Origin of the sequence: Bradyrhizobium sp. BLXBL-03, from assembly GCF_051853015.1 — a bacterium.
GTDB lineage: Bacteria > Pseudomonadota > Alphaproteobacteria > Rhizobiales > Xanthobacteraceae > Bradyrhizobium > Bradyrhizobium manausense.
In genome coordinates this window covers 3,143,422-3,163,569 of sequence record NZ_CP182470.1, presented here as the reverse complement: position 1 = coordinate 3,163,569, position 20,148 = coordinate 3,143,422, and the positions used below count along the sequence as shown (strand labels likewise).

Below are 20,148 nucleotides of genomic sequence, written 5' to 3'. Positions count from 1 at the left end.
TTAGGAACCCGCTGCCCCCACCTTGGCCGCCCGCTGTTGTTCCCGGATCACCATGCCGCCAGCGACGCCGACGCCGATGACGTACATCCAGCCCTCGTGGAAGTCGAACAGATGGGAGTTGAACAGCGATGTGAAGATGTTCTGCACCACGACCAAGAGGCCGATCCAACAGGCGAGTCCGTCGCCGCGAAACAGCAGCAGATGCAGGATCCAGATCGCTAAGAGAACGGCGATTCCGATGACGCCCCATTGCACCGCCACGTTGAGCGTCTGGTTATGCGGATTGCCGATCACCTCGGCCGAAGCCCGGTAGCCGCTTCCCGTCTTCGCCTGCTCGAACAATCCGCGCGTCGAGCCCGTGCCGTGGCCCTTGATCGGCGCCTCTGCGAAGAAGCCGAGGGATTTCCGCCAGAATTCGAGCCGCAGGCCCATCGAGGTCGGCTCGCCCTTTTCCACGTAGCGCGTGTAGTCGCTGACAAAGGTGTCAGTGGTCTTGCGCAATTGCGGCGAGGCCTGCCAGGCGATCGCGGCGCCGGCGAGCAGCGCGACGGAGATGATCGCGATGTGGCGCCATCGCAAATGAAGCAGCGCGAACACGCCGAACATGATCGGAATGGTGACGAGCGCGGTGCGCGACACCACCACGAAGACCATGTTGACGAAGAAGCTCAGCGCCAGCGCGGTCAGCAGCGCGGCGAGCCGGTAGCGCTTCTGGCGCAGCAGCAGCACGATCGGATAGGCGAGCGCGACCGCGCAGAGCGCGAACTCCTGGCTCTGGTCGATGTAGTTCTTGACGAAGATGCCGCGCTCGAGGTGATCGGCCTTGAGCGTCAGATCGGGATAGAAGGCGACCAGCCACGACATCACCGACAGCAGCGCGCAGGACACCAGGAAGGCGATGAACATCCAGTGCCCGCGCGGCGAACGCTGGAAATGATAGAGCAGCACGGGCAACACGAGCAGCTTGACGGTCGGACCAACGGCATAAAGGCGCGCGCCCCAGGCCGCGTCCGACCACAGCGTTCCCGCCAGCGCGAGCAGGAACAGCCCGATCGGCGCCGCACAGATCGGGCGCGTCAGCGATTGCAGGAACGCCTTCCAGTCGAGGAACGGCACCATGCAGATCAGGAACGCGGCGTTAAAGATCGCCGTAAGCGAGGTCGACCACGGCAGCGAGGCCACCGTGAGGATGGCGAACAGGTCGGCGGTCTCGCCCCACGCTGTCGGGCTGTGGACCCGCCGCCACAGCATCTGGGCGGTCGTCTCCCGCGCAAGTGTCGTCACTTGATCTCTCCACGCGCGCGCTGGACCAGCGCCGTCGTGCTGAAGCCCTGGAGGATGTCGACCAGCACGACCACCCCGCCCGCACCCTCGACGACCTCGTGACCGACCACCTGCTCGCGGGTGTAGTCGCCGCCCTTGACCAGCACGCTCGGCGTAATCCGCCTGATCAGGTCGATCGGCGTGTCCTCCTCGAAGACGACGACGAGATCGACGGCCTCGAGCGCGGCCAGCACCTCCGCGCGCGCCCGCTCGTCCTGGACCGGCCGATCCGCGCCCTTCAGCCGTTGCACCGAGGCGTCGCTGTTCAGCCCGACGATGAGACGGTCGCAGGCGGCGCGCGCCGCGGTCAGCACCTTGACGTGACCGGGATGCAGGATGTCGAAGCAACCATTGGTGAAGCCGATCCGCAGCCCCTCCCGCTTCCATTCGGCGAGCTGGGCCTCGAGCTGACCTTGCGCGCTGACGACCTTCTCCTCGGCCGCCAGTGTCGCGTGCGGGAGGATCTTCCGGCGCAGCTCGCCGGCGCTGACGCTGGCGGTGCCCTGCTTGCCGACCGCGACCGCTGCCGCGGCGCTGGCAATGCGCAGCGCCGTGTCCCAGTCCGCGCCCGCTGCGATCGAGACTGCGAGCGCGGCGGCGACGGTGTCGCCGGCGCCGGAGACGTCGCGCACCTTCACCGGGAAAGCTGGAACGTGGATCGCCTCGCCATGACGCGGCACCAGTGTCATGCCGTGCTCGCCCTGCGTGACTAGAATGGCCTCGCAATCGGCCAGCCGCATCACGTCCTCGCTGGCATCGACGATGCTCTGTGGCGTGTCGGCGCGGCTGCGGGTGGCTTCCGCAAATTCCTTGCGATTGGGCGTCAGCAGCGTCGCGCCGCGATAGATCGCCCAGTTCAGGCTCTTGGGATCGACGATCACGGGCTTGCCGGCTTGTCGCGCGGCATCAATCGTATGGCGGATCACGCGCGCGGTCAGCACGCCCTTGGCGTAGTCGGACAGGAGCACGATATCGGCGCGCGCGATCTGCGGCAGGATCGCCCCGATCAGCCTGGTCTCGACCTCATCGGAGGCGGCTTGCGCCTGCTCCCAATCCGCGCGCAGCATATGCGTGGAAAAATGCTCGGAGACGAAGCGGACTTTTCTCGTGGTCGGCCGTGACGGGTCACACACCAGCGCACTTTCGATCCCGGCATAGTCTGCCAGCGCGGAGGCGAGCTGCCTGCCGGCCTCGTCCTCGCCGACAAGGCCGACGAAAATACAGCTCGCACCGAGCGAAGCGATATTGCGCGCGACGTTGCCTGCGCCGCCGATATGGATCTCGCTGCGCTGGGCCGCGATGACGGGTGTCGGCGCTTCCGGTGAGATCCGCGACACCTCGCCATAGACGAACTCGTCCAGCATGATGTCGCCGATGCACAGCACCGTGCGGCCTGAGATGGCTTGCGCGAGGGCATCGAAATCGAGAATGGGCGTCGCCATGATCAACAAAGCCTCAGCGGAAACGGTCGGGCCGGTCGAGATAATCCCCGACATAGGCTTTCACCGCGTCCTCAAGCATCGTGAAGCCGCCGTTGTAACCGGCACGGTGGAGACGATCGACCTTGCTCTCGGTGAAGTACTGGTAGCTGCCGCGAATCTGCTCGGGCATGTCCATGTATTCGATGTTGGGCCTGATGCCGAGCGCGGCATAGGCAGCTAACATTAGCTCCCGGAAGCTGCGCGCCTTGCCGGTGCCGACATTGAAGAGGCCCGACACTGAGGGCGTCGCCAGCAGCCACAGGATGACGCGCACGACGTCGTCGACATAGATGAAATCGCGCCGCTGCTCGCCGTCGGCGATGCCGTCGCGATGCGACTTGAACAGCTGCACCACGCGGCCCGCCTTGACGTCGTCGAAGCGGCGCGCCAGCACGCTCATCATCGCGCCCTTGTGGTATTCGTTGGGGCCGAACACGTTGAAGAATTTCAGGCCGGCCCATTGCGGCGGCAATTTCTCGCCGCGCGCGATGCGCTCGGCAACCGCAATATCGAACAGATGCTTGCTCCAGCCGTAGAGATTCATCGGCCGCAGCTTCTTCAACGCAGCCAGCGAGGCATCGTCGTCAAAACCTTCCGCACCGTCGCCATAGGTCGCGGCCGATGACGCGTAGATCAGCGGCACCGCAGCCGCCGTGCACCAGTCCAAGAGGCGCATCGAGAAGCGGAAATTGGTCTCGATCACGAGATCGCCGTCGGTCGCGGTGGTCTCGGAAATCGCCCCGAGATGGATCACGACATCCAGCTTGCGGCCCTTCAGCCAGTCAGCGAGCTCGGCCGGCGGCACGATATCCACAAGCTGCCGCTTGGCGAGGTTGCGCCACTTGCCGTCGCTGCCGAGGAGATCGCAGACCACGACGTCGCTGCGGCCGGAATCGTTCAGCGCAGCCACGACATTCGATCCGATAAAACCGGCCCCGCCGGTCACCAGCAACATTCCAACCACCCTGCCCGATCTTGTACGTCCCGATACCTGCCGTAGCGCATCATCCGCCAAAGTGTAAGCATTTTGGGCCGCCCCTTTTGGAGTAGCGCATTTGCCGCCTTTACCTGTCGGCCCGGAGCGGCTAACCGAACCGCCGTCTGGAGCATTGCGGTCCAAATAACGAATGAATATTGATTCGCATCTTGGCGGGAATGGGGAACGCGGCGACACGCGCCCGATTCTGATCGTCCCCTACATGTGGATCGGCGATTTCGTCCGGAATCATACCGTGGTCCGGGTCCTGAAGGAGCGATGGCCGAACCGGCCGGTCGATCTCCTCACCACCACCCTTTGCGCCCCCCTGGTCGACTACATGCCCGGCGTGCGCGCGGGAATCGTCTGGGACCTGCCCCGCAGCCGCCTGGCGCCACGCCGCCAGTTTGGCCTCGCCAAGCTTCTGCGCGAGCGGAACTACGGCACGGCCCTGGTGCTGCCGCGCACCTGGAAGGCAGCCATTGCGCCGACCCTGGCCGGCATCCCCGAACGGGTCGGCTGGGTCGGCGAGTTCAGGTTCGGATTGATCAACCGCTGGCGCTGGGGCGAGAGCAAGCTCCCCCGCTTCATCGATGAGAACGCCGCCCTGGCCCAGCCCGACGGCGCGCCGCTGCCGCCGGAATGGCCGGTGCCCCAATTGCGGGTTCCGCCTGAGGAGATCGCCCGCTGGCGCCAGGCCAACGGCCTCAGCGCCGGCGCGGCCGTGGCGCTCGCCCCCGGTTCGGTCGGAGTCTCCAAGCGTTGGACCTGGTATCCCGAGGCGGCCCGGCTGCTGGTCGAGCGCGGCCTCGAAGTCTGGGTGGTCGGCGGCCCCGCGGAAAAGGGTCTCGCCCAGGAGATCGTGACCGCTGGCGGCCCGGGGGTGCGGGACCTCACCGGTAACGACTTACGCAACGGCGTCCTCGCCATGGCCGCGGCCGGCGTCGCCATCTCCAACGATTCCGGCCTGATGCATATCGCGGCCGCGCTGGGCACGCCCACCATGGGCATTTTTGGCCCGACCAGCCCATATCTCTGGGCGCCATTGAACGGCCTTGCCGCGACCGTGGTCCAGAACAAAAGCGTCCTCTCGTGCCAGCCCTGCCAGAGCACGGTCTGCAAGATGAATGACCACCGCTGCATGCGGGATATTGCGGCCGAAGAGGTGGTGGCGATTGCGCAGCGGGTGCTGGGTGAGGCTGCAGCACGCGCGACGACCTGAGTGGCGCCACCGTGCATGGCGCTTGACCTAACATATGTTGCTTACACCTTCGGGAAGGCTTGGCATCCTCTCGCTTTCCGGGGGATACAGCCGATGGACGAGGACTTCATCAAAGAACGCGCTCAAGACATCCGCGAGCTCGCGACGAAAGCGGACCCGTTCACCAGAAAACGCCTGCTCGATCTCGCTGACACCTACGAGCGCAGGCTTCACCCGGCGCCCCATGCCGCGCCAAGACTCGCAGGTCGACATTCGCAGCCGCAGATGAAGCGCTAGCCATGCCCAAGGAGAAGGAGCGCGAGAGCCAGCGTGTTTCGTTCGAGCGGCCGCTGCCGGCGCAGATGATGGCGATCGACGGCACCTGGCGTCGCCCCTGCCTGGTCAAGGACGTATCGGAGGGCGACGCAACGCTTCGCGTCGAGACATCGATTGAGGGTCTGGCCCTGACCGAGTTTTTCCTTCTGCTCTCCTCGACCGGACTTGCCTATCGGCGTTGCCAGCTCGACCGCGTCAACGGCGACGAGCTCGAGGTCAGCTTCCTGCGTCAGAAGGCCCGGAAGAAGTCGAGCCGCGAGACGACGGCTTGATGAAGGCGTGACCATTGGGTTCGCCGAATTCAGTGACCAGCCGGCACTCCCCGAAATGTCGTTGGTGAGTTTGGGATGATGCCAATCTACACCTGTTTTGCCCGACGCTTCAAGCAAAATTCGTAAAATCCGCATTCTGGCCGTATGCCCCTGGCAAGCCGTTGATTCGGCTGGGACGGGCTACTGTGCATGGGGTTGTTTTCGCGTTTCGGAAAACAGCTCAGAGCAGCGGCCGATAGACCTCGCCAATCCGGGCCGCCTCGGCTTCGAGGCTGAATTTCTCGAGCACCCGTGCCCGACCGCGCTCGCCCATCGCGGTTGCCAGAGCCACATCCCGCATCAGCGGCTCGAGCGCGGCCGCCAGCGCCTCCGCATCACCTGTCGGGATCAGCACGCCGCTCACGCCGTCCTCGACCACCAGCGTCGCGGCTCCTGCGCGCGCGGCAACCAGCGCGCTGCCGGCGGCCATCGCTTCGATCAGCGTCAGGCCAAAACCTTCATTGCGCGAGGTGAAGGCGTAGATCGTCAGCCGCTGGTACCAGCGCTGCACCTCGTCGATCGGCAGCTCGCCCGTCATGACGATGCGCGATTGCAGGTTTGCCGCCTCGATGCGCTGCTTCAGATCGTTGGCAAACGGTGTCTGCTCGGCCGTGACCTGACCGACGATCACGGCAGTGAAGTCAGGATAGCGCGGCAGCAGCCGGCACATCGCATCGACGAACACGTCGGTGCCCTTCTGCGCCCGGACGCGACCGAAGCAGCCGATGGCGTAACGGCCCGGCAAGCCGCTTTCCGCGAACGCCGCGGCGCGATCGACCGGGGGCGCGTAGACGTCGGTGTCGACGCCGTGCGGGATCACCGTCGATGGCACTTTCAGAAACGAGGCGGAGATGTCTGATGTCGCGATGATCGCGTCCATCCGGCGGATCAGCCAGCGCGTGATCCAGGTGTGGTGGCGCTGCCCCGCCGAGGTGAAGACCAGCTTGAGCGGCCAGCCCAGTGCGCGCAGCGCAACGCCTGCGATCATCTCGTTGTTGCGCCGCGCGTGCCAGATCACAGGCCGCTTGCGGCGCCACAGTTTCAGGACATCACCGACGGCGAGCCGCACAATCCCCTCCGGCGCATCCGAGCCGAACCAGCCAGCGCGATAGAGCTTTGCCAGAAGCGGCGCCACCATCCGGTTGGTCGCGGTGACTCCGGAATAGCGCCTGTGCAGATTTGGCACGATCACGTCGAGATCGTCAGGGGAATTCGCCACGTCACGCTCCGTTGGTGGGTCCCCTATACGCAACATTAAGCATAGTGACCAGTTCAGGGCTGCCGAAACCCCCTCTTCACCGCGCAAACGTTAACTTGGCGCGCTGATCGAGGACGGGTGAGATCATGACTGTGCTAGTCACCGGCGGTGCCGGCTATATCGGAAGTCACACGGTTCTGGCGCTGGCGGAAGCCGGCGAGGACGTCGTCGTGATCGACGATCTCTCCACCGGTTTCTCCGCCTATCTGCCCGAGGGCGTGCCGCTGTTCATCGGCGATGCGGGCGATGAGAATTTGCTCGAGGGCGTGATCGCCCAGCACGACATCGAGAGCATCATCCATTTCGCCGGCTCGGTGGTCGTGCCGGATTCGATGCGCGATCCGCTCGGCTACTACCGCAACAACTTCACCACCACGCGCAATCTGCTCAACGTCGCAGTCAAGCGCGGCATCAGTCGGTTCATCTTCTCCTCGACCGCCGCCGTCTACGGCAATCCGGATCAGGTGCCCGTGCCCGAGCACGCGCCGACGCGGCCGCTGTCGCCTTACGGCTCGTCGAAGCTGATGACCGAGATCATGCTGCACGATGTCGCCGCCGCCTACGGCATGCAGTACGTGACCTTGCGCTACTTCAACGTCGCCGGCGCCGATCCGCAGGCGCGCATTGGCCTTGCCACCGTCGGCGCCACGCATCTGCTCAAGATCGCGGTCGAGGCCGCGACCGGCCAGCGCGCCAAGATCGACGTGTTCGGCACCGACTATCCGACCCCGGACGGCAGCTGCATTCGCGACTTCATCCACGTCACCGACCTGTCGCAGGCGCATCACTCTGCGCTGACCTATTTGCGCAACGGCGGCGCCTCGACGACGCTGAATTGCGGCTATGGCCGCGGCTATTCGGTGCTGGAGACCATCGACGCCGTGCGCCGGGTGTCGGGCCGCAGCTTCGCCGTGCAATACGCCCCGCGCCGGCCCGGCGATATCATGACTATGGTCGCCGACACCGGCCGTATCCGCGGCCTGCTCGACTGGAGGCCGCAATACGAAGACCTCGAGACCATCGCGGCCCACGCGCTGGCCTGGGAGGACAAGCTGTTCCGGGAGCGCCACGGCGAGCTCCGCCACGCCGTCTCGGCCTAAATCACATCCTGTGCAAGCCCTTAATTGGGCTTGAAAAGCGGAGCTTTAGCGGGCACAGAGGCCATTCGATCCCTGACGCGCGGGCAGGCTTTTCCCAGCGCCGTCAATGGACACCGGATGGCCCAGTTTCCAAAGAAAATCACCGACGATCCCTATGCGGCGATGGTCCTCATTCGCCGCCTGGTCATGGAACAGGGGGTCGTCTACTGGCGGCGCTACCTCGTTGCCTTCACGCTGATGGCGGCTGCCGCGGGTGCGACCGCGGGGGCGACCTATGTGCTCGGCCAGGTCATCAACCAGGCCTATGTCGACAAGAACATCCCGGGCATCGCGATGTTCTCCGCCATCACGGTGATCCTGCTGTTCATCAAGGGCGTGGCGACCTACGGCCACATGGTGATCCTGACCAAGATCAGCAATGCCATCCTCGCCACCAACCAGCGCCAGCTGTTCGCAAAGCTGATGCGCGAGAGCATCGGCTTCTTCTCCGAACGGCATTCGTCCGAATTCCTGGCGCGGCTCACGGCCGGCGCCAAATCGATTACCGACGTGCTCAACATGCTGGTCAACGCCATCGGGCGCGACCTCATGATGCTGCTCGCCATGATCGGCGTGATGGTGTGGCAGGACCCGCTGATGTCGTTGATCGGCCTCGTCGCGGTGCCGCCGGCGATGCTGGTGCTGCGCAAGCTGGTCAAGCGCATCAAGGGCCTCGCCTTCAACCAGTTCACCGGCACCGCCGACATCATGGAGACGATGCAGGAGTCGCTGCAAGGCATCCGCACCGTCAAGGCGTTCACGCTCGAAGACGCGATGCAGAAGCGCATCGACGAGAACATCGCGATCGTCGAGCGCAACGCCAACAAGATGGCCCGCGTCGCCAACCGCTCCAATCCGCTGATGGAGATGCTCGGCGGCTTCGCCGTCGCCGGCTGCCTGCTGTACGGCGGCTACAGCGTGGTCGCGCTCAACGCCACGCCAGGCGCGTTCTTCTCGTTCATGACCGCGTTCCTGATGGCGACCGAGCCGGCCAAGCGGCTGGCGCGGCTGAACATCGACCTCAACAGCCAGCTCGTCGGCGCGCGCATGTTGCTCGAGGTGGTCGACAGCCCGGCGAGCGAGCATTCCGACGACGACAAGCCGGCGCTGAAGCTCACCGACGCGCGGATCGAGCTGCGCGACGTCAGCTTCTCCTATCGCTCGGGCGAGACAGTGCTCAACCGCATGAGCTTCACGGCCGAGCCCGGCAAGGTCACCGCGCTGGTCGGGCCCTCCGGCGGCGGCAAGTCGACCGTGCTGGCGCTGCTCCTGCGCTTCTACGAGGTAACGCAAGGCGACATCTTGATCGACGGCCAGTCGATCGGCGCGGTCTCGCGCAAATCGCTGCGGGCCCAGACCGCCTATGTCGGCCAGGATGTCTATCTGTTCCGCGACACCATCCGCAACAACATCGCCTTCGGCAAGCCGGGCGCAAGCGAGGACGAGATCATCGAGGCCGCGAAGGCCGCTTGCGCGCATGATTTCATCACGAGCTTCCCGCTCGGCTATGATACGCCGGTCGGCGAGCACGGCACCCAGCTCTCCGGCGGCCAACGCCAGCGCATTGCGGTGGCGCGCGCGCTGATCAAGAATGCGCCGATCATTCTGCTCGATGAAGCAACCGCCGCGCTGGATTCCGAGTCCGAGCGCCAAGTGCAGGAGGCGATCGAGCATCTTTGTCAGAACCGCACCACCATCGTAATCGCGCATCGCCTGCACACCATCATGCACGCAGACAGCATCCTGGTGGTCGAGGGCGGCGAGATCGTCGAGCAAGGCCGGCATGACGAGTTGCTGCGCCGCTCCGGGCGCTACGCCTCGTTCTTCCGCCTGCAACATCACGACGCCGGCGCTCTGGCGCCGATCAGCGCCACCGCCTAGAGTTCCCTCCACCTCAAGAGCAGCGAGACCGCCTCATGAACGCCGCCTCCTACGTGATCCCGCTTCCGCCCCAGGCTTCGCTTCCCGTAGTCGGCGAGAGCGGCCGTTATCCGGTGCGTCGCATCTGGTGCGTCGGCCGCAACTATCTCGAACACATCCGTGAGATGGGCAATGACGAGCGCGCGCCGCCGTTCTTCTTCGCCAAACACGCCGACATGCTGGTGCCCGATGGCGCCACCATCCCCTATCCGCCGCTGACCAAGGATCTGCATCACGAGGTCGAGCTCGTGGTCGCGATGAAGAGCGGCGGACTGAACATCCCCGCCGACAAGGCGCTCGACCATGTCTACGGCTACGCCGTCGGCATCGACCTGACGCGCCGCGATCTCCAGATCGCCTCGCGCAAGAAGGAGCGCCCGTGGGAGATCGGAAAGTCGTTCGATGGTTCGGCGCCCTGCTCCGCGGTGCAGCCGGCGTCGAAGATCGGCCATCCCTCCAAGGGCAAGATCTGGCTCACCGTCAATGGCAAGGAAGCGCAGAAGGGCGACCTCACCGAGCTGATCTGGAACGTGCCGGAGATCATCTGGCAGCTCTCGCAGCAGGTGAAGCTCGCCGCCGGCGACATCATCATGACGGGCACGCCGGCCGGCGTGTCGCAGCTCCAGCCCGGCGACAAGCTCGAATGCGGCGTCGACGGCGTCGGCACGCTGAAGGTCTCGATCGGCCAGCCGGAGTAAGCCTCCAATAGCCCGAAATCAAAAAGGCCCCGGACCAGTCCGGGGCCTTTTCTGTTTCGACGTCTACCAGGCCTTCACCGGCCGATTGGCGTGGCTTGCCTGCGGCACACCGCGATTGAGCGACATGTGCGAATGCACGCACAGCCACCCATCGCCATTCCTTGAAAACACCATGGTGGCCCGGCCCGGCCGCACAAACGCGCTGCCATCGGGATGATAGCCCGTGCTCGTCCATGGCGCGATCACGGTCACCATCTCGCGATCGCGTGACGCCAGTATAGCGGTCTTATCGAGAACGAAACGGAAGCCGGTCGTCCTGGGCCAGACGTTATTCCATTGCGTCGTGACCCATTGGTCGAGGCCCGGGATGACATCGTTGTGCGTGCCGAAGGCAAGCACGTCAGGGTGAAAGAGCGGCCGCGCCGAGGCATAGTCGACCTCGCGGACATAGCCGGCGAATGTTTCCAGCCAGCCGTGGAAGAACTCCACGACATCGGCGCTCGCCGTCGGCAAGGGCTCCATGGCCATTCAACGCAGCGCCGAAAACACGATGAGTCCGAGCACCAACGCTGTCAGCGAATATTTCAGCGTGTAGTAGACGTTGCGGTTCCACTCCTTGACCTTGCGGCTGCCGAGATGGATCTCGTAGAGCTTGCCGAACACCTTGTTGAGCGCGCCGACATGCTCGCCATCGACGTTCTGGGTCGCCGACGCCTTGACGATGTGATGGCTGACCCAGCGGTTGATCGCGGTCATGAAGCCGTACTTCATCGGGCGCTCGACGTCGCAGAACAGGATGATGCGATTGACGTCGGTCGCATTCTCGGCGCTATGGATGAAGGTTTCGTCGAACATGAAGGCTTCGCCATCACGCCAGACACATTCGACGCCGTCGACGAGGATGCGGCACTTGTTCGAGTTCGGCGTGACGAGGCCGAGGTGGTAGCGGAGCGAGCCCGCGAAGGGATCGCGGTGGGCACCGAGCTTGCCGCCCGGCGGCAGCATCGCAAACATCGCACCATGCACGCTCGGGATCGACTTGAGCAGCTCCACCGTCTTCGGACACAGCGCGTTCGCCGAAGGCAGGAAGTCGTCGTACCATTTCAGGTAAAACCGCTTCCAGCCGCTCTTGAAGAACGAATAGAAGCCCCAGTCATTGTTCTTGGCAGCGGCGCGGATGAAGCCCTCGTCGAACAGGCGCACCGCCTCGTCGCGGATGGTCTCCCAGTTCTCGCTGAGCGGCTTCAGCTCTGGAAACTGCTCGACCGAGATCACCGGCTTGTTCGGCACCGCCGAGCCCGCATACATCAGCACATTGTAGGGCGCGAGGTAGGTCGAGTGATCGCCGAGCTGGCGCGCAAAGCGCAGCCGCTGTTTGCCGCGGAAGTGAACGTAAATCGTCGATGCCACAAGCACGTACAGAATGACAAGTTGCGGCGCAAAAAGCTGTTTCAGCATTTCCCCAATCCCGAGTGACCCAGCCGGGGTGTCGTGTAACCCGCGGGGCCCCCGGCGGCAAGATACTCACCGGGGGTTGCGGTCACGCTCGGGAGAGGTTCGGGATGAAACCGGGGCGAAAACGGACCGAAACCAGCCGAATCACGCCCGAGACAGCGCCTGCAGACCTTTGAAAGTCAGGCGCTTGGGATCGGTGACGCCGGCAAGATAGAGCCGGCGGATGAATGCAATGACGGCGTCGCGGTCACAATCGGTCAGCGCCACAACGGCGTCGACCGCGATCTTCTGGGCTTCCATTGGGCTCACCTCGGTCTTGCGAGTAACCCCGGCCGAGAGAGGCTAGGACCCATCCGTTAAATCGGCGTTAACCGTTCGGGAACCATCGCCGATTTAGCCGGGCGGCCGTATACGCAAAACAACGCATTGGCAGTCGCGGCGTGGCCGCGATCTCTAGCGCGCACCGAGACTCTTCTTGAGCAGTGCAAACTGCTTCCTGAGCCGGGGGACTGCGAAGTCGGTGAAGGCCCGCACCTTCGGCACCGAGAGGCGCCCCTGCGGACAGATCAGGTGAACCGGCATCTCGGGGTCCTCGTCGCCAGCAAGCACGATCTCGAGCTCGCCGCGCGCGACCTGCTCGGCGACCTGATAGGAGTACATCCGCGCCACGCCGCGCCCGGCGACGGCGGAAGCCACGGCGGCATAGGTGCTGCTGACGGTGAGACGCGGAGTGAACCGGACCGTGCGGGCTGCTGACGGGTTTTTCGGGGGCTTAAAGGTCCATGAATTGGGAAGATGGGCCATCGCCACGATCTGATGCTTGGTAAGGTCGCCGGGTTCTTCGATCCGCGGATGTTGCATGAGATAGCGCGGAGCTGCCACGACGACACGGCGGACCTCGCCGATCCGCGTCGCCACCATCGCCGAGTCCGCGAGCGGACCGATCCGAAGCGCGACATCCACGCCTTCGTCGATGAGATTGACCGCGCGGTCGAACAGCAGGAGCTTCGCCGACACGGTCGGATAGGCGTCCAGAAACGCATCCAGGATCGGTCGCAGCACCATCTCGCCTGACACCACCGGAGCGGTGATCGTCAGCAGGCCGCGCGGCGCGGTGCGCGGGCCAGCTGCGATGTCGTCGGCTTCTTCCAGCTCGACCAGCACGCGGCGGCAGACCGCGACATAGCGCTCGCCCTCCTCGCTCAGCTTGATTGATCGCGTGGTCCGATGCAGCAGCTCGGCGCCGACCCGCTCTTCCAGAAAGGCGATGGCGCGGCTGACCGCCGCCGGCGAACGACCGAGCTTTCGCCCCGCGGCGGCAAGGCTGCCCTCATCCACCGCAAGGACGAACACCTTCATTGCATCCAGACGATCCATGCTTTCCCGCGGTCCTCCTGAAATCCCCGGCAAGCTAGGCGTTTGCCCCAACCCCGACAACTGCCGCGAGGCGCCGGCGCGGCATTCGTACGCGCCGCGAAAGAGTGTCTGCCGGACAGCGCGTATTCGCAGCCGGGCCGAGGCGGCGTACCTCGACGGGCAAGCCAGCCAGTGCTGGCACGGATCAACAACAGGAGCCCGTCATGGGTATCGAGCAGAAGGTTGCCATCATCACCGGTGCATCGCAGGGCATCGGCGCCGCCCTGGTCCAGGGTTTTCGCGATCGCAATTATCGCGTGGTCGCCACGGCGAGGTCGATCAAGCCGTCAGGCGACGACGATATCCTCGCCGTCGCCGGCGACATCGCCGACCGCAAGACGGCCGAGCGCGTGGTTGCGCAGGCCCTCGCGCGCTTCGGGCGCGTCGACACGCTTGTCAACAACGCCGGCATCTTCGTCGCCAAGCCCTTCACGCAATACACGGCCGAGGACTACGCGGCCGTGATGGGGACCAACGTCGCCGGCTTCTTCAACATCACCCAGCTCGCGATCGCCGAGATGGAGAAGCAGGGATCGGGCCATGTCGTCCAAATCACAACCACGCTCGTCGATCATGCCAATTCGAACGTGCCCTCAGTGCTGGCCTCGCTCAGCAAGGGTGGGCTGAACGCCGCGACCAGGTCGCTCGCGATCGAATACGCCAGCCGCGGCATCCGTGTGAACGCGGTGGCGCCGGGGATCATCAAGTCGCCGATGCACCCGATTTCGACGCACGCCCAATACGGCGCGATGCACCCGGTCGGCCACATGGGCGAGATGTCCGACATCGTTGATGCCGTGCTCTATCTGGAGGGTGCGTCCTTCGTCACCGGCGAGATCCTGCATGTCGACGGCGGCCAGATCGCCGGCCATTGAGCCCGCCCACGAGGATGACAATGACCGAACTCAATGCAAATCCTGGACGCCACGCCCGGCCGCATCAGCGGCCGAACGCGGCGTCAGAGCCGACCTGGCGATATGCCGTCGCCGGCCTCTCCGCATCGCTGGTCGGGCTTGGCCTTGCCCGCTTCTCCTACACGCCGCTGATCCCGGCGCTGATCGCAGCAAAGTGGTTCAGCGCTTCCGAGGTGGTCTATCTGGGCGCTGCGAACCTTGCCGGCTACCTCGCCGGCGCGCTCGCAGCGCGAGCAGTCGCCGCCCGCATCGGCGCAGTCCGCGCGCTGCGGGCGATGATGCTGCTTGCAACCCTCTCCTTCTTTGCCAGCTCTGCGCCGGTGTCGTTCATCTGGTTCTTCGCCTGGCGCTTCCTGTCAGGTCTCACCGGCGGGATCATCATGGTGCTGGCTGCTTCCGTTATTCTTCCGCGCACCTCGCCCCGCCGGCGCGGCATCGTCGGCGGCGTGATCTTTGCCGGCGTTGGCCTCGGCGTTGCCGCATCGGGCACGCTGGCGCCGCTGCTCCTGCAACAAGGCTTGCAGCAGAGCTGGTATGGGCTTGGCGCGCTCTCGGCCGTGCTCACTGCGACGAGTTGGTGGAGCTGGCCTGGCGAGGCCAATTCCCATGTCGCACCCTTGCACCAGGCGAAGCAGCATCACGCCTCGCCTGCCGCCCGTGCACTGCTGATCCAGTACGGCCTCAATGCCGTGGCGCTGGTCCCGCACATGGTCTTCATGGTGGACTTCGTCGCGCGGGGCCTCGGCGAAGGCATCGCAGCGGGATCGCGCTATTGGGTGCTCTACGGCCTAGGCGCGATCGTCGGCCCGCTCGTCACCGGCCATCTCGGCGACCGCTCCGGATTCGGACCGGCCTTACGCGCTGCGTTCCTGATTGAAGCGGCGGCCGTACTGCTTCCGACCATCAGCACCGCACCGGTTTCGTTGATCGTATCGAGTGTGGTGATCGGGGGCTTCACGCCGGGCATCGTGCCGCTGGTGCTCGGCCGCATCCATGAGCTCGTCCCGCACTCCGGCGAGCAGCAGCGCTCGACGTGGAGCCACGCCACCACCAGCTTTGCGCTGTTCCAGGCGGCCGCAGCTTACGGCTTCTCCTGGATCTATGCGCAGACCGGCGGCGACTATCTCGTCCTGTTCGCTCTCGGCGGTGGCGCCGTGGTGCTGGCGCTCGCGATCGATCTCGGGGTCGCCCCGGTCGTCCCGCACAGATCCTGAGCGCGATGATGGCAGGCGAGCGGCATTACCTGGCGCTGGGCTTGGTCATCCTTTGAGCAACTGACCTCAGCAACTCGGTTTGCTCGAGGACCAACTCACATTGTTTTCGCGCATGCGTGGCCGACAGCTCCACCAACTCCGCCAGCGTTTTTGCGCGGCCCAGCTCCTGAGCATACTCCAGGGTCGCGCCCGCATTGACTTTCATCAGTTCGAGCACGACGGCGCGCCACTCAGCTGCCGTTCCAATCGCGTCGATGATCTCGCTTCCCACGATGGCCGTTCCATTGGCCTCCGATGTCACACCGACCAGCCGTGACTTTGCGAGGTCATTGGCGTAGTTGAACGTAGCGCTCATGCCGTCCAAGGTGCGGGCTTGATACGCCTTGGCCATATCGACAATGAGATCAGTGGTGGTACTGCCCGGAGGTTGAGGACTTGCAAGGGCGACGCCGGCTTTTCCTTGTACCGGAACGGTCATCGGAGCAGGCTCTTCTTGCACGATCTGCGGCGCATCTTGGGCGACGGCGACCGAGCCCGGCGGCATGGCCAGACCCTCATCGACCGCACGGCTCACTTCCGCCGCCAATTCCAGCAGCGAGCGACGCCCGGCGCGTGCAACTTCAGCAGGCCGCTTTGAGCGTGCCTTTCCCATGATCATCCAACTCTTCCAAGTGCCCCGCGATCCAACCCCACAAACTGCCAATTTCGTCCGAAGCTTTGCCCGCGGGTGCGAACTCAGTGACGCCCAACCCCGCTCCGAGCGCATCCTGGTGATCGTTACGCTGCGCAATAAACGGGAGCGCAAGCGCACCGATCGAGCTCAGCGATGTCGCAGCTTCGCTCAGCCGGCAGCCCCGCGTCGGCGTCTGATTGAGGATGAAGGCAAAGCGGCGGTTGAGCCTGCGAATGGCGATCAGCGTAGGGATTGCGGCTTCGATATCGGCCGGGCTCGGGCGCGCCGGGATGAGACAGAGATCGGCGCAGGCGATGACGCGCATCGCCAGGCTGTTGGTCGTCGCAGCTGTGTCGATGATGGCGAGCCAGACCCCTTCGGCGCTCAGGCCCGCGATCAACGGTTCGATCTCGGCAGGATCGGTAACGCGCTCGACGCAAGGATAGGGATTCTCGCGGCGCGCTTTCCATTTCGAGATCGTACCTTGCGCGTCCGCCTCAATAAGAGCGACGCGCTCGGCGCGCTGCATTGCTGCCACCGCCAGTCCAACGGACAGCGTACTCTTGCCGCTTCCGCCTTTTTGCGTGACCAGGGCAAGGACGTGCATGTCCTGCGCTCCCTAAGGACGGCAACGACGTGGAACTCGGGTGCTGTCGGAAACGAACCTGTTGCAGCGCAAGATACTACCACAAGTTCGCGATTCGTCTCAAGCGAACGCGAGACCATCCCGCTATCCTGCGTGGCACGATCAGGAATACCGCATCACGCCGTCGTCGATTTTGCCGAAGCGCAAGGAAACGATGTCGAGCGCATAGTTCTGATACAGCCGCCACGGTCGCTTCGAGCCCTGCTTTGGCATTTTTGCGACAGAGCGCTGCACATAGCCCGAGGTAAAATCCAGCGACGGCTGTGCGGTGATATCAGGATCGTCATTGTGCGGCATGGCTTGCCGGAAATTGTGCCGGTCCATGTAGTTGATGAGCCGGCAGACATATTCACAAGTGAGATCGCATTTCAGCGTCCAGGACGCATTGGTGTAGCCGAAGGCCGACGCCATGTTGGGCACGTCTGCATACATCATGCCCTTGTAGGTGAGAGTTTTGGCAAAATCGATGGGACGGCCATCGACGCTGACCTCGAGGCCCCCGACGACCTGGAGCACCAGGCCCGTCGCGGTCACGATGATGTCGGCGGCAAGCTCGCTGCCGTCCTTGAGGCGGATGCCATCGTGCGTAAAGCTGTCGATCTCCTTGGTGACCACGGCGGCGCGCTTCTCGCGGATCGCCTTGAAAAGATCGCCGTCCGGCACGAGGCAGAGCCGCTGGTCCCAGGGATTGTAGCGCGGCGTGAAATGGGTTGCGATGTCGTAATCCGGCCCGAGCGCGGCTCTCACGCCCGTCAGGATCAAGTCCTTCACCTTCGCCGGCTTGCGCCGGCTGAGCTGGAAGAAGAACATCCCCCACATCACGTTGCGCCAGCGGATCAAATGATAGGCCAGCCGCGCCGGCAAGTTGCGGCCCAGTTTGTTGGCGAGGGGATCCTGCGCCGGACGCGACACCACATAGGTCGGCGAGCGCTGCAGCATGGTGACCTGCGCCGCCGTCTTGGCAAGCTCCGGCACCAGCGTCACCGCGGTCGCGCCGGAACCGATCACGACGACGCGCTTGCCGGCGCAGTCGATATCCTCGGTCCATTTCTGCGGATGCACGATCCGGCCGGCGAAGTCAGCAGCGCCCGCGAATTCTGGCGTGTAGCCCGCTTCGTATTTGTAGTAGCCCGCGCACAGAAACAGGAAATTGCAGGTGAAGCGCACGAGCTCCGCCGCGCCCTCGCCTCCCGCGCGCTCGGCCTCGATGGTCCAGCGCGCGTCGCTGGTCGACCACGCCGCGCGCTTGACGCGATGATGGAAGCGGATGTGCTTGTCGATACCGTTCTCGACCGCGGTCTCGCGCACATAGCTCAGGATCTGCGGCCCGTCGGCGATCGCCTTCGGATCGGTCCACGGCTTGAAGGAATAGCCGAGCGTGAACATGTCGCTGTCGGAGCGGATGCCGGGATAGCGGAACAGGTCCCAGGTGCCGCCGATGCATTCGCGCCCCTCCAGAATGACGTAGCTCTTGCCCGGGCACTTGCTCTGAAGATGATAGCCCGCGCCAATGCCTGATAGCCCTGCCCCGACGATCAGCACGTCGAAATGTTCTTGTTGCATGGTTTCCTCCGCCGCGCGAGGATTGTCCGCTCGACACCGCTGGGCGTCAATCGGCAATCGGGGCGAGCGGAAGCCGCCAAACGGGTCGAATTCCACCAGCCGAAACAACAAAGCCCCGGATCGCTCCGGGGCTTCGCGTTGTTGATCGACAGGCCTGCCGCTCAGTAGCGGTAGTGATCGCTCTTGTACGGGCCTTCCGGCTTGACGCCGATATAGTCGGCCTGGTCCTTGCGCAGTTCGGTGAGCTTGACGCCGATCTTGGCGAGGTGGAGACGCGCGACCTTCTCGTCGAGCGTCTTCGGCAGCACGTAGACTTCCTTCTTGTATTTGCCGTCCTTGTTGTTGGCGAACAGCTCGATCTGCGCCAGCGTCTGGTTGGTGAAAGACGCCGACATCACGAACGACGGATGGCCCATCGCGTTGCCGAGGTTCACGAGGCGGCCTTCCGACAGGAGGATGATGCGGTGCTTGTCCGGGAATTCGATCTCGTCGACCTGCGGCTTGATGTTGGTCCACTTCAGATTGCGCAGACCAGCGATCTGGATCTCGTTGTCGAAGTGACCGATGTTGCAGACGATGGCGCGATCCTTCATCGCGCGCATGTGGTCGATGGTGATGATGTCCTTGTTGCCGGTCGCGGTGACGAAGATGTCGGCGCGGGGCGCGGCGTCTTCCATGGTCGTGACCTCGTAGCCTTCCATCGCGGCCTGCAGCGCGCAGATCGGATCGACTTCCGACACCATCACGCGGCAGCCGGCCTGGCGCAGCGAGGCCGCCGAGCCCTTGCCGACGTCACCGAAGCCCGCGACCATCGCAACCTTGCCCGACATCATCACGTCGGTGCCGCGGCGGATGCCGTCGACCAGCGATTCACGGCAGCCATAGAGGTTGTCGAACTTCGACTTGGTGACGCTGTCGTTGACGTTGATGGCGGGCCACAGCAGCGTGCCGGCCTTCTGCATGTCGTAGAGACGATGCACGCCCGTGGTGGTCTCTTCCGAAACGCCCTTGATGCTCTCCGCGATCGCGGCGAAGTAGCCCTTCGGCTTCTCCTTCAGCTGCTTCTTCAGAAGCGCGAAGAAGACTTCCTCTTCTTCCGAGCCCGGCTTGTCCAGGAACGCGGTGTCGCCCTTCTCGGCGCGCAGACCGAGATGGACGTACATGGTGGCGTCGCCGCCGTCATCGAGGATCATGTTCGGATGACCGCCGCCATGCCAGTCGAACAGTTTTGCGGTGTAGTCCCAGTAATCCTTGAGCGTTTCGCCCTTGACGGCGAAGACGGGAATGCCGGCGGCCGCGATCGCCGCGGCGGCATGGTCCTGCGTCGAATAGATGTTGCAGGAGACCCAGCGGATATCGGCGCCGAGCGCTGCCAGCGTCTCGATCAGGACGCCGGTCTGGATCGTCATGTGCAGGGAGCCGGCGATGCGCGCGCCCTTCAAAGGCTGTTTGGGGCCGAACTCCTCGCGGGTGGCCATCAAGCCGGGCATCTCGGTCTCGGCGAGCGAGAGCTCCTTGCGGCCGAACTCGGCGAGCGAAATGTCCTTGACGATGTAATCGGTGAAGCCGGGCTTCGCGTTCATTGGGGGTTCCTGTCTGTTTGGCTCGTCATTCCGGGTTCGCC

General features: G+C 64.4%; 20 protein-coding genes. 8 read left to right on the top strand and 12 right to left on the bottom strand.

Annotated features, from left to right (window positions below):
* From ACNJX9_RS15020 to rfaD, 3 genes are read right to left on the bottom strand one after another with little or no spacing between them, the layout of a single operon-like run.
* Positions 1 to 1,284 (bottom strand): O-antigen ligase family protein, encoded by a 1,284-nt coding sequence (locus ACNJX9_RS15020; RefSeq protein WP_439409409.1) that lies wholly within the window; start codon positions 1,282 to 1,284, stop codon positions 1 to 3.
* On the bottom strand, positions 1,281 to 2,765 hold the full coding sequence (rfaE1, locus tag ACNJX9_RS15015) for a D-glycero-beta-D-manno-heptose-7-phosphate kinase (RefSeq protein ID WP_439409408.1): 1,485 nt from the start codon (positions 2,763 to 2,765) through the stop codon (positions 1,281 to 1,283). Before rfaE1 ends, ACNJX9_RS15020 begins: the two co-directional genes overlap by 4 nt.
* A gap of 13 nt (positions 2,766 to 2,778) precedes the next feature.
* The gene (rfaD, locus tag ACNJX9_RS15010) at positions 2,779 to 3,759 is read right to left on the bottom strand and encodes an ADP-glyceromanno-heptose 6-epimerase (RefSeq protein WP_439409407.1); all 981 of its coding nucleotides are present in this window, start codon (positions 3,757 to 3,759) and stop codon (positions 2,779 to 2,781) included.
* Between the two features lie 172 nt (positions 3,760 to 3,931).
* Between rfaD and waaF the strand changes: the two genes are divergently transcribed.
* The 3 genes from waaF to ACNJX9_RS14995 all read left to right on the top strand — a co-directional run bounded on the left by waaF (position 3,932) and on the right by ACNJX9_RS14995 (position 5,589).
* Complete coding sequence (gene waaF / locus ACNJX9_RS15005; RefSeq protein ID WP_439409406.1) at positions 3,932 to 5,002, top strand: lipopolysaccharide heptosyltransferase II; 1,071 nt, start codon at positions 3,932 to 3,934, stop codon at positions 5,000 to 5,002.
* Positions 5,003 to 5,095: 93 nt separating this feature from the next.
* Positions 5,096 to 5,278: a hypothetical protein gene (locus tag ACNJX9_RS15000; protein WP_439409405.1), complete on the top strand. Its 183-nt coding sequence runs from the start codon at positions 5,096 to 5,098 to the stop codon at positions 5,276 to 5,278.
* A gap of 2 nt (positions 5,279 to 5,280) precedes the next feature.
* On the top strand, positions 5,281 to 5,589 hold the full coding sequence (locus ACNJX9_RS14995; protein WP_271619899.1) for a hypothetical protein: 309 nt from the start codon (positions 5,281 to 5,283) through the stop codon (positions 5,587 to 5,589).
* 220 nt (positions 5,590 to 5,809) lie between these two features.
* Here the strand turns inward: ACNJX9_RS14995 and ACNJX9_RS14990 are convergent, their stop codons facing one another.
* On the bottom strand, positions 5,810 to 6,847 hold the full coding sequence (locus ACNJX9_RS14990; RefSeq protein WP_439409404.1) for a glycosyltransferase family 4 protein: 1,038 nt from the start codon (positions 6,845 to 6,847) through the stop codon (positions 5,810 to 5,812).
* Between the two features lie 125 nt (positions 6,848 to 6,972).
* Here ACNJX9_RS14990 and galE point away from each other — a divergent pair, with 125 nt between their 5' ends.
* From galE to ACNJX9_RS14975, 3 genes are all read left to right on the top strand, one after another.
* The gene (gene galE / locus ACNJX9_RS14985) at positions 6,973 to 7,986 is read left to right on the top strand and encodes a UDP-glucose 4-epimerase GalE (RefSeq protein ID WP_439409403.1); all 1,014 of its coding nucleotides are present in this window, start codon (positions 6,973 to 6,975) and stop codon (positions 7,984 to 7,986) included.
* Between the two features lie 117 nt (positions 7,987 to 8,103).
* A complete protein-coding gene (locus ACNJX9_RS14980; RefSeq protein WP_439409402.1) occupies positions 8,104 to 9,906 on the top strand; it encodes an ABC transporter ATP-binding protein in 1,803 nt (600 codons plus the stop codon).
* Between the two features lie 35 nt (positions 9,907 to 9,941).
* Positions 9,942 to 10,643: a fumarylacetoacetate hydrolase family protein gene (locus ACNJX9_RS14975; RefSeq protein WP_439409401.1), complete on the top strand. Its 702-nt coding sequence runs from the start codon at positions 9,942 to 9,944 to the stop codon at positions 10,641 to 10,643.
* Between the two features lie 63 nt (positions 10,644 to 10,706).
* On the opposite strand, the gene ACNJX9_RS14970 is transcribed toward ACNJX9_RS14975, so the two are convergent.
* From ACNJX9_RS14970 to ACNJX9_RS14955, 4 genes are all read right to left on the bottom strand, one after another.
* Positions 10,707 to 11,165 (bottom strand): YybH family protein, encoded by a 459-nt coding sequence (locus ACNJX9_RS14970; protein ID WP_439410061.1) that lies wholly within the window; start codon positions 11,163 to 11,165, stop codon positions 10,707 to 10,709.
* A 6-nt stretch (positions 11,166 to 11,171) separates the two neighbouring features.
* The gene (locus ACNJX9_RS14965) at positions 11,172 to 12,101 is read right to left on the bottom strand and encodes an aspartyl/asparaginyl beta-hydroxylase domain-containing protein (protein WP_271619904.1); all 930 of its coding nucleotides are present in this window, start codon (positions 12,099 to 12,101) and stop codon (positions 11,172 to 11,174) included.
* A 141-nt stretch (positions 12,102 to 12,242) separates the two neighbouring features.
* A complete protein-coding gene (locus ACNJX9_RS14960; RefSeq protein ID WP_014493894.1) occupies positions 12,243 to 12,398 on the bottom strand; it encodes a hypothetical protein in 156 nt (51 codons plus the stop codon).
* A 153-nt stretch (positions 12,399 to 12,551) separates the two neighbouring features.
* A complete protein-coding gene (locus tag ACNJX9_RS14955; protein ID WP_439409400.1) occupies positions 12,552 to 13,475 on the bottom strand; it encodes a LysR family transcriptional regulator in 924 nt (307 codons plus the stop codon).
* A gap of 203 nt (positions 13,476 to 13,678) precedes the next feature.
* On the opposite strand from ACNJX9_RS14955, the gene ACNJX9_RS14950 reads away from it, so the two are divergent.
* Positions 13,679 to 14,389, top strand: a complete 711-nt coding sequence (locus ACNJX9_RS14950) for an SDR family NAD(P)-dependent oxidoreductase (RefSeq protein ID WP_439409399.1) — start codon at positions 13,679 to 13,681, stop codon at positions 14,387 to 14,389.
* A 20-nt stretch (positions 14,390 to 14,409) separates the two neighbouring features.
* Positions 14,410 to 15,642, top strand: coding sequence for a YbfB/YjiJ family MFS transporter (locus ACNJX9_RS14945; RefSeq protein WP_439409398.1), 1,233 nt, complete (start codon positions 14,410 to 14,412; stop codon positions 15,640 to 15,642).
* 25 nt (positions 15,643 to 15,667) lie between these two features.
* On the opposite strand, the gene ACNJX9_RS14940 is transcribed toward ACNJX9_RS14945, so the two are convergent.
* The 4 genes from ACNJX9_RS14940 to ahcY all read right to left on the bottom strand — a co-directional run bounded on the left by ACNJX9_RS14940 (position 15,668) and on the right by ahcY (position 20,107).
* Positions 15,668 to 16,300, bottom strand: coding sequence for a phasin family protein (locus ACNJX9_RS14940; RefSeq protein WP_439409397.1), 633 nt, complete (start codon positions 16,298 to 16,300; stop codon positions 15,668 to 15,670).
* On the bottom strand, positions 16,263 to 16,922 hold the full coding sequence (locus tag ACNJX9_RS14935; RefSeq protein WP_439409396.1) for a nucleotide-binding protein: 660 nt from the start codon (positions 16,920 to 16,922) through the stop codon (positions 16,263 to 16,265). The genes ACNJX9_RS14940 and ACNJX9_RS14935 overlap by 38 nt, the downstream gene beginning before the upstream one ends.
* 141 nt (positions 16,923 to 17,063) lie before the next feature.
* On the bottom strand, positions 17,064 to 18,524 hold the full coding sequence (locus ACNJX9_RS14930; RefSeq protein WP_439409395.1) for a flavin-containing monooxygenase: 1,461 nt from the start codon (positions 18,522 to 18,524) through the stop codon (positions 17,064 to 17,066).
* Between the two features lie 161 nt (positions 18,525 to 18,685).
* Positions 18,686 to 20,107 (bottom strand): adenosylhomocysteinase, encoded by a 1,422-nt coding sequence (ahcY, locus tag ACNJX9_RS14925; RefSeq protein WP_057749235.1) that lies wholly within the window; start codon positions 20,105 to 20,107, stop codon positions 18,686 to 18,688.
* Between the last annotated feature and the right edge of the window lie 41 nt (positions 20,108 to 20,148).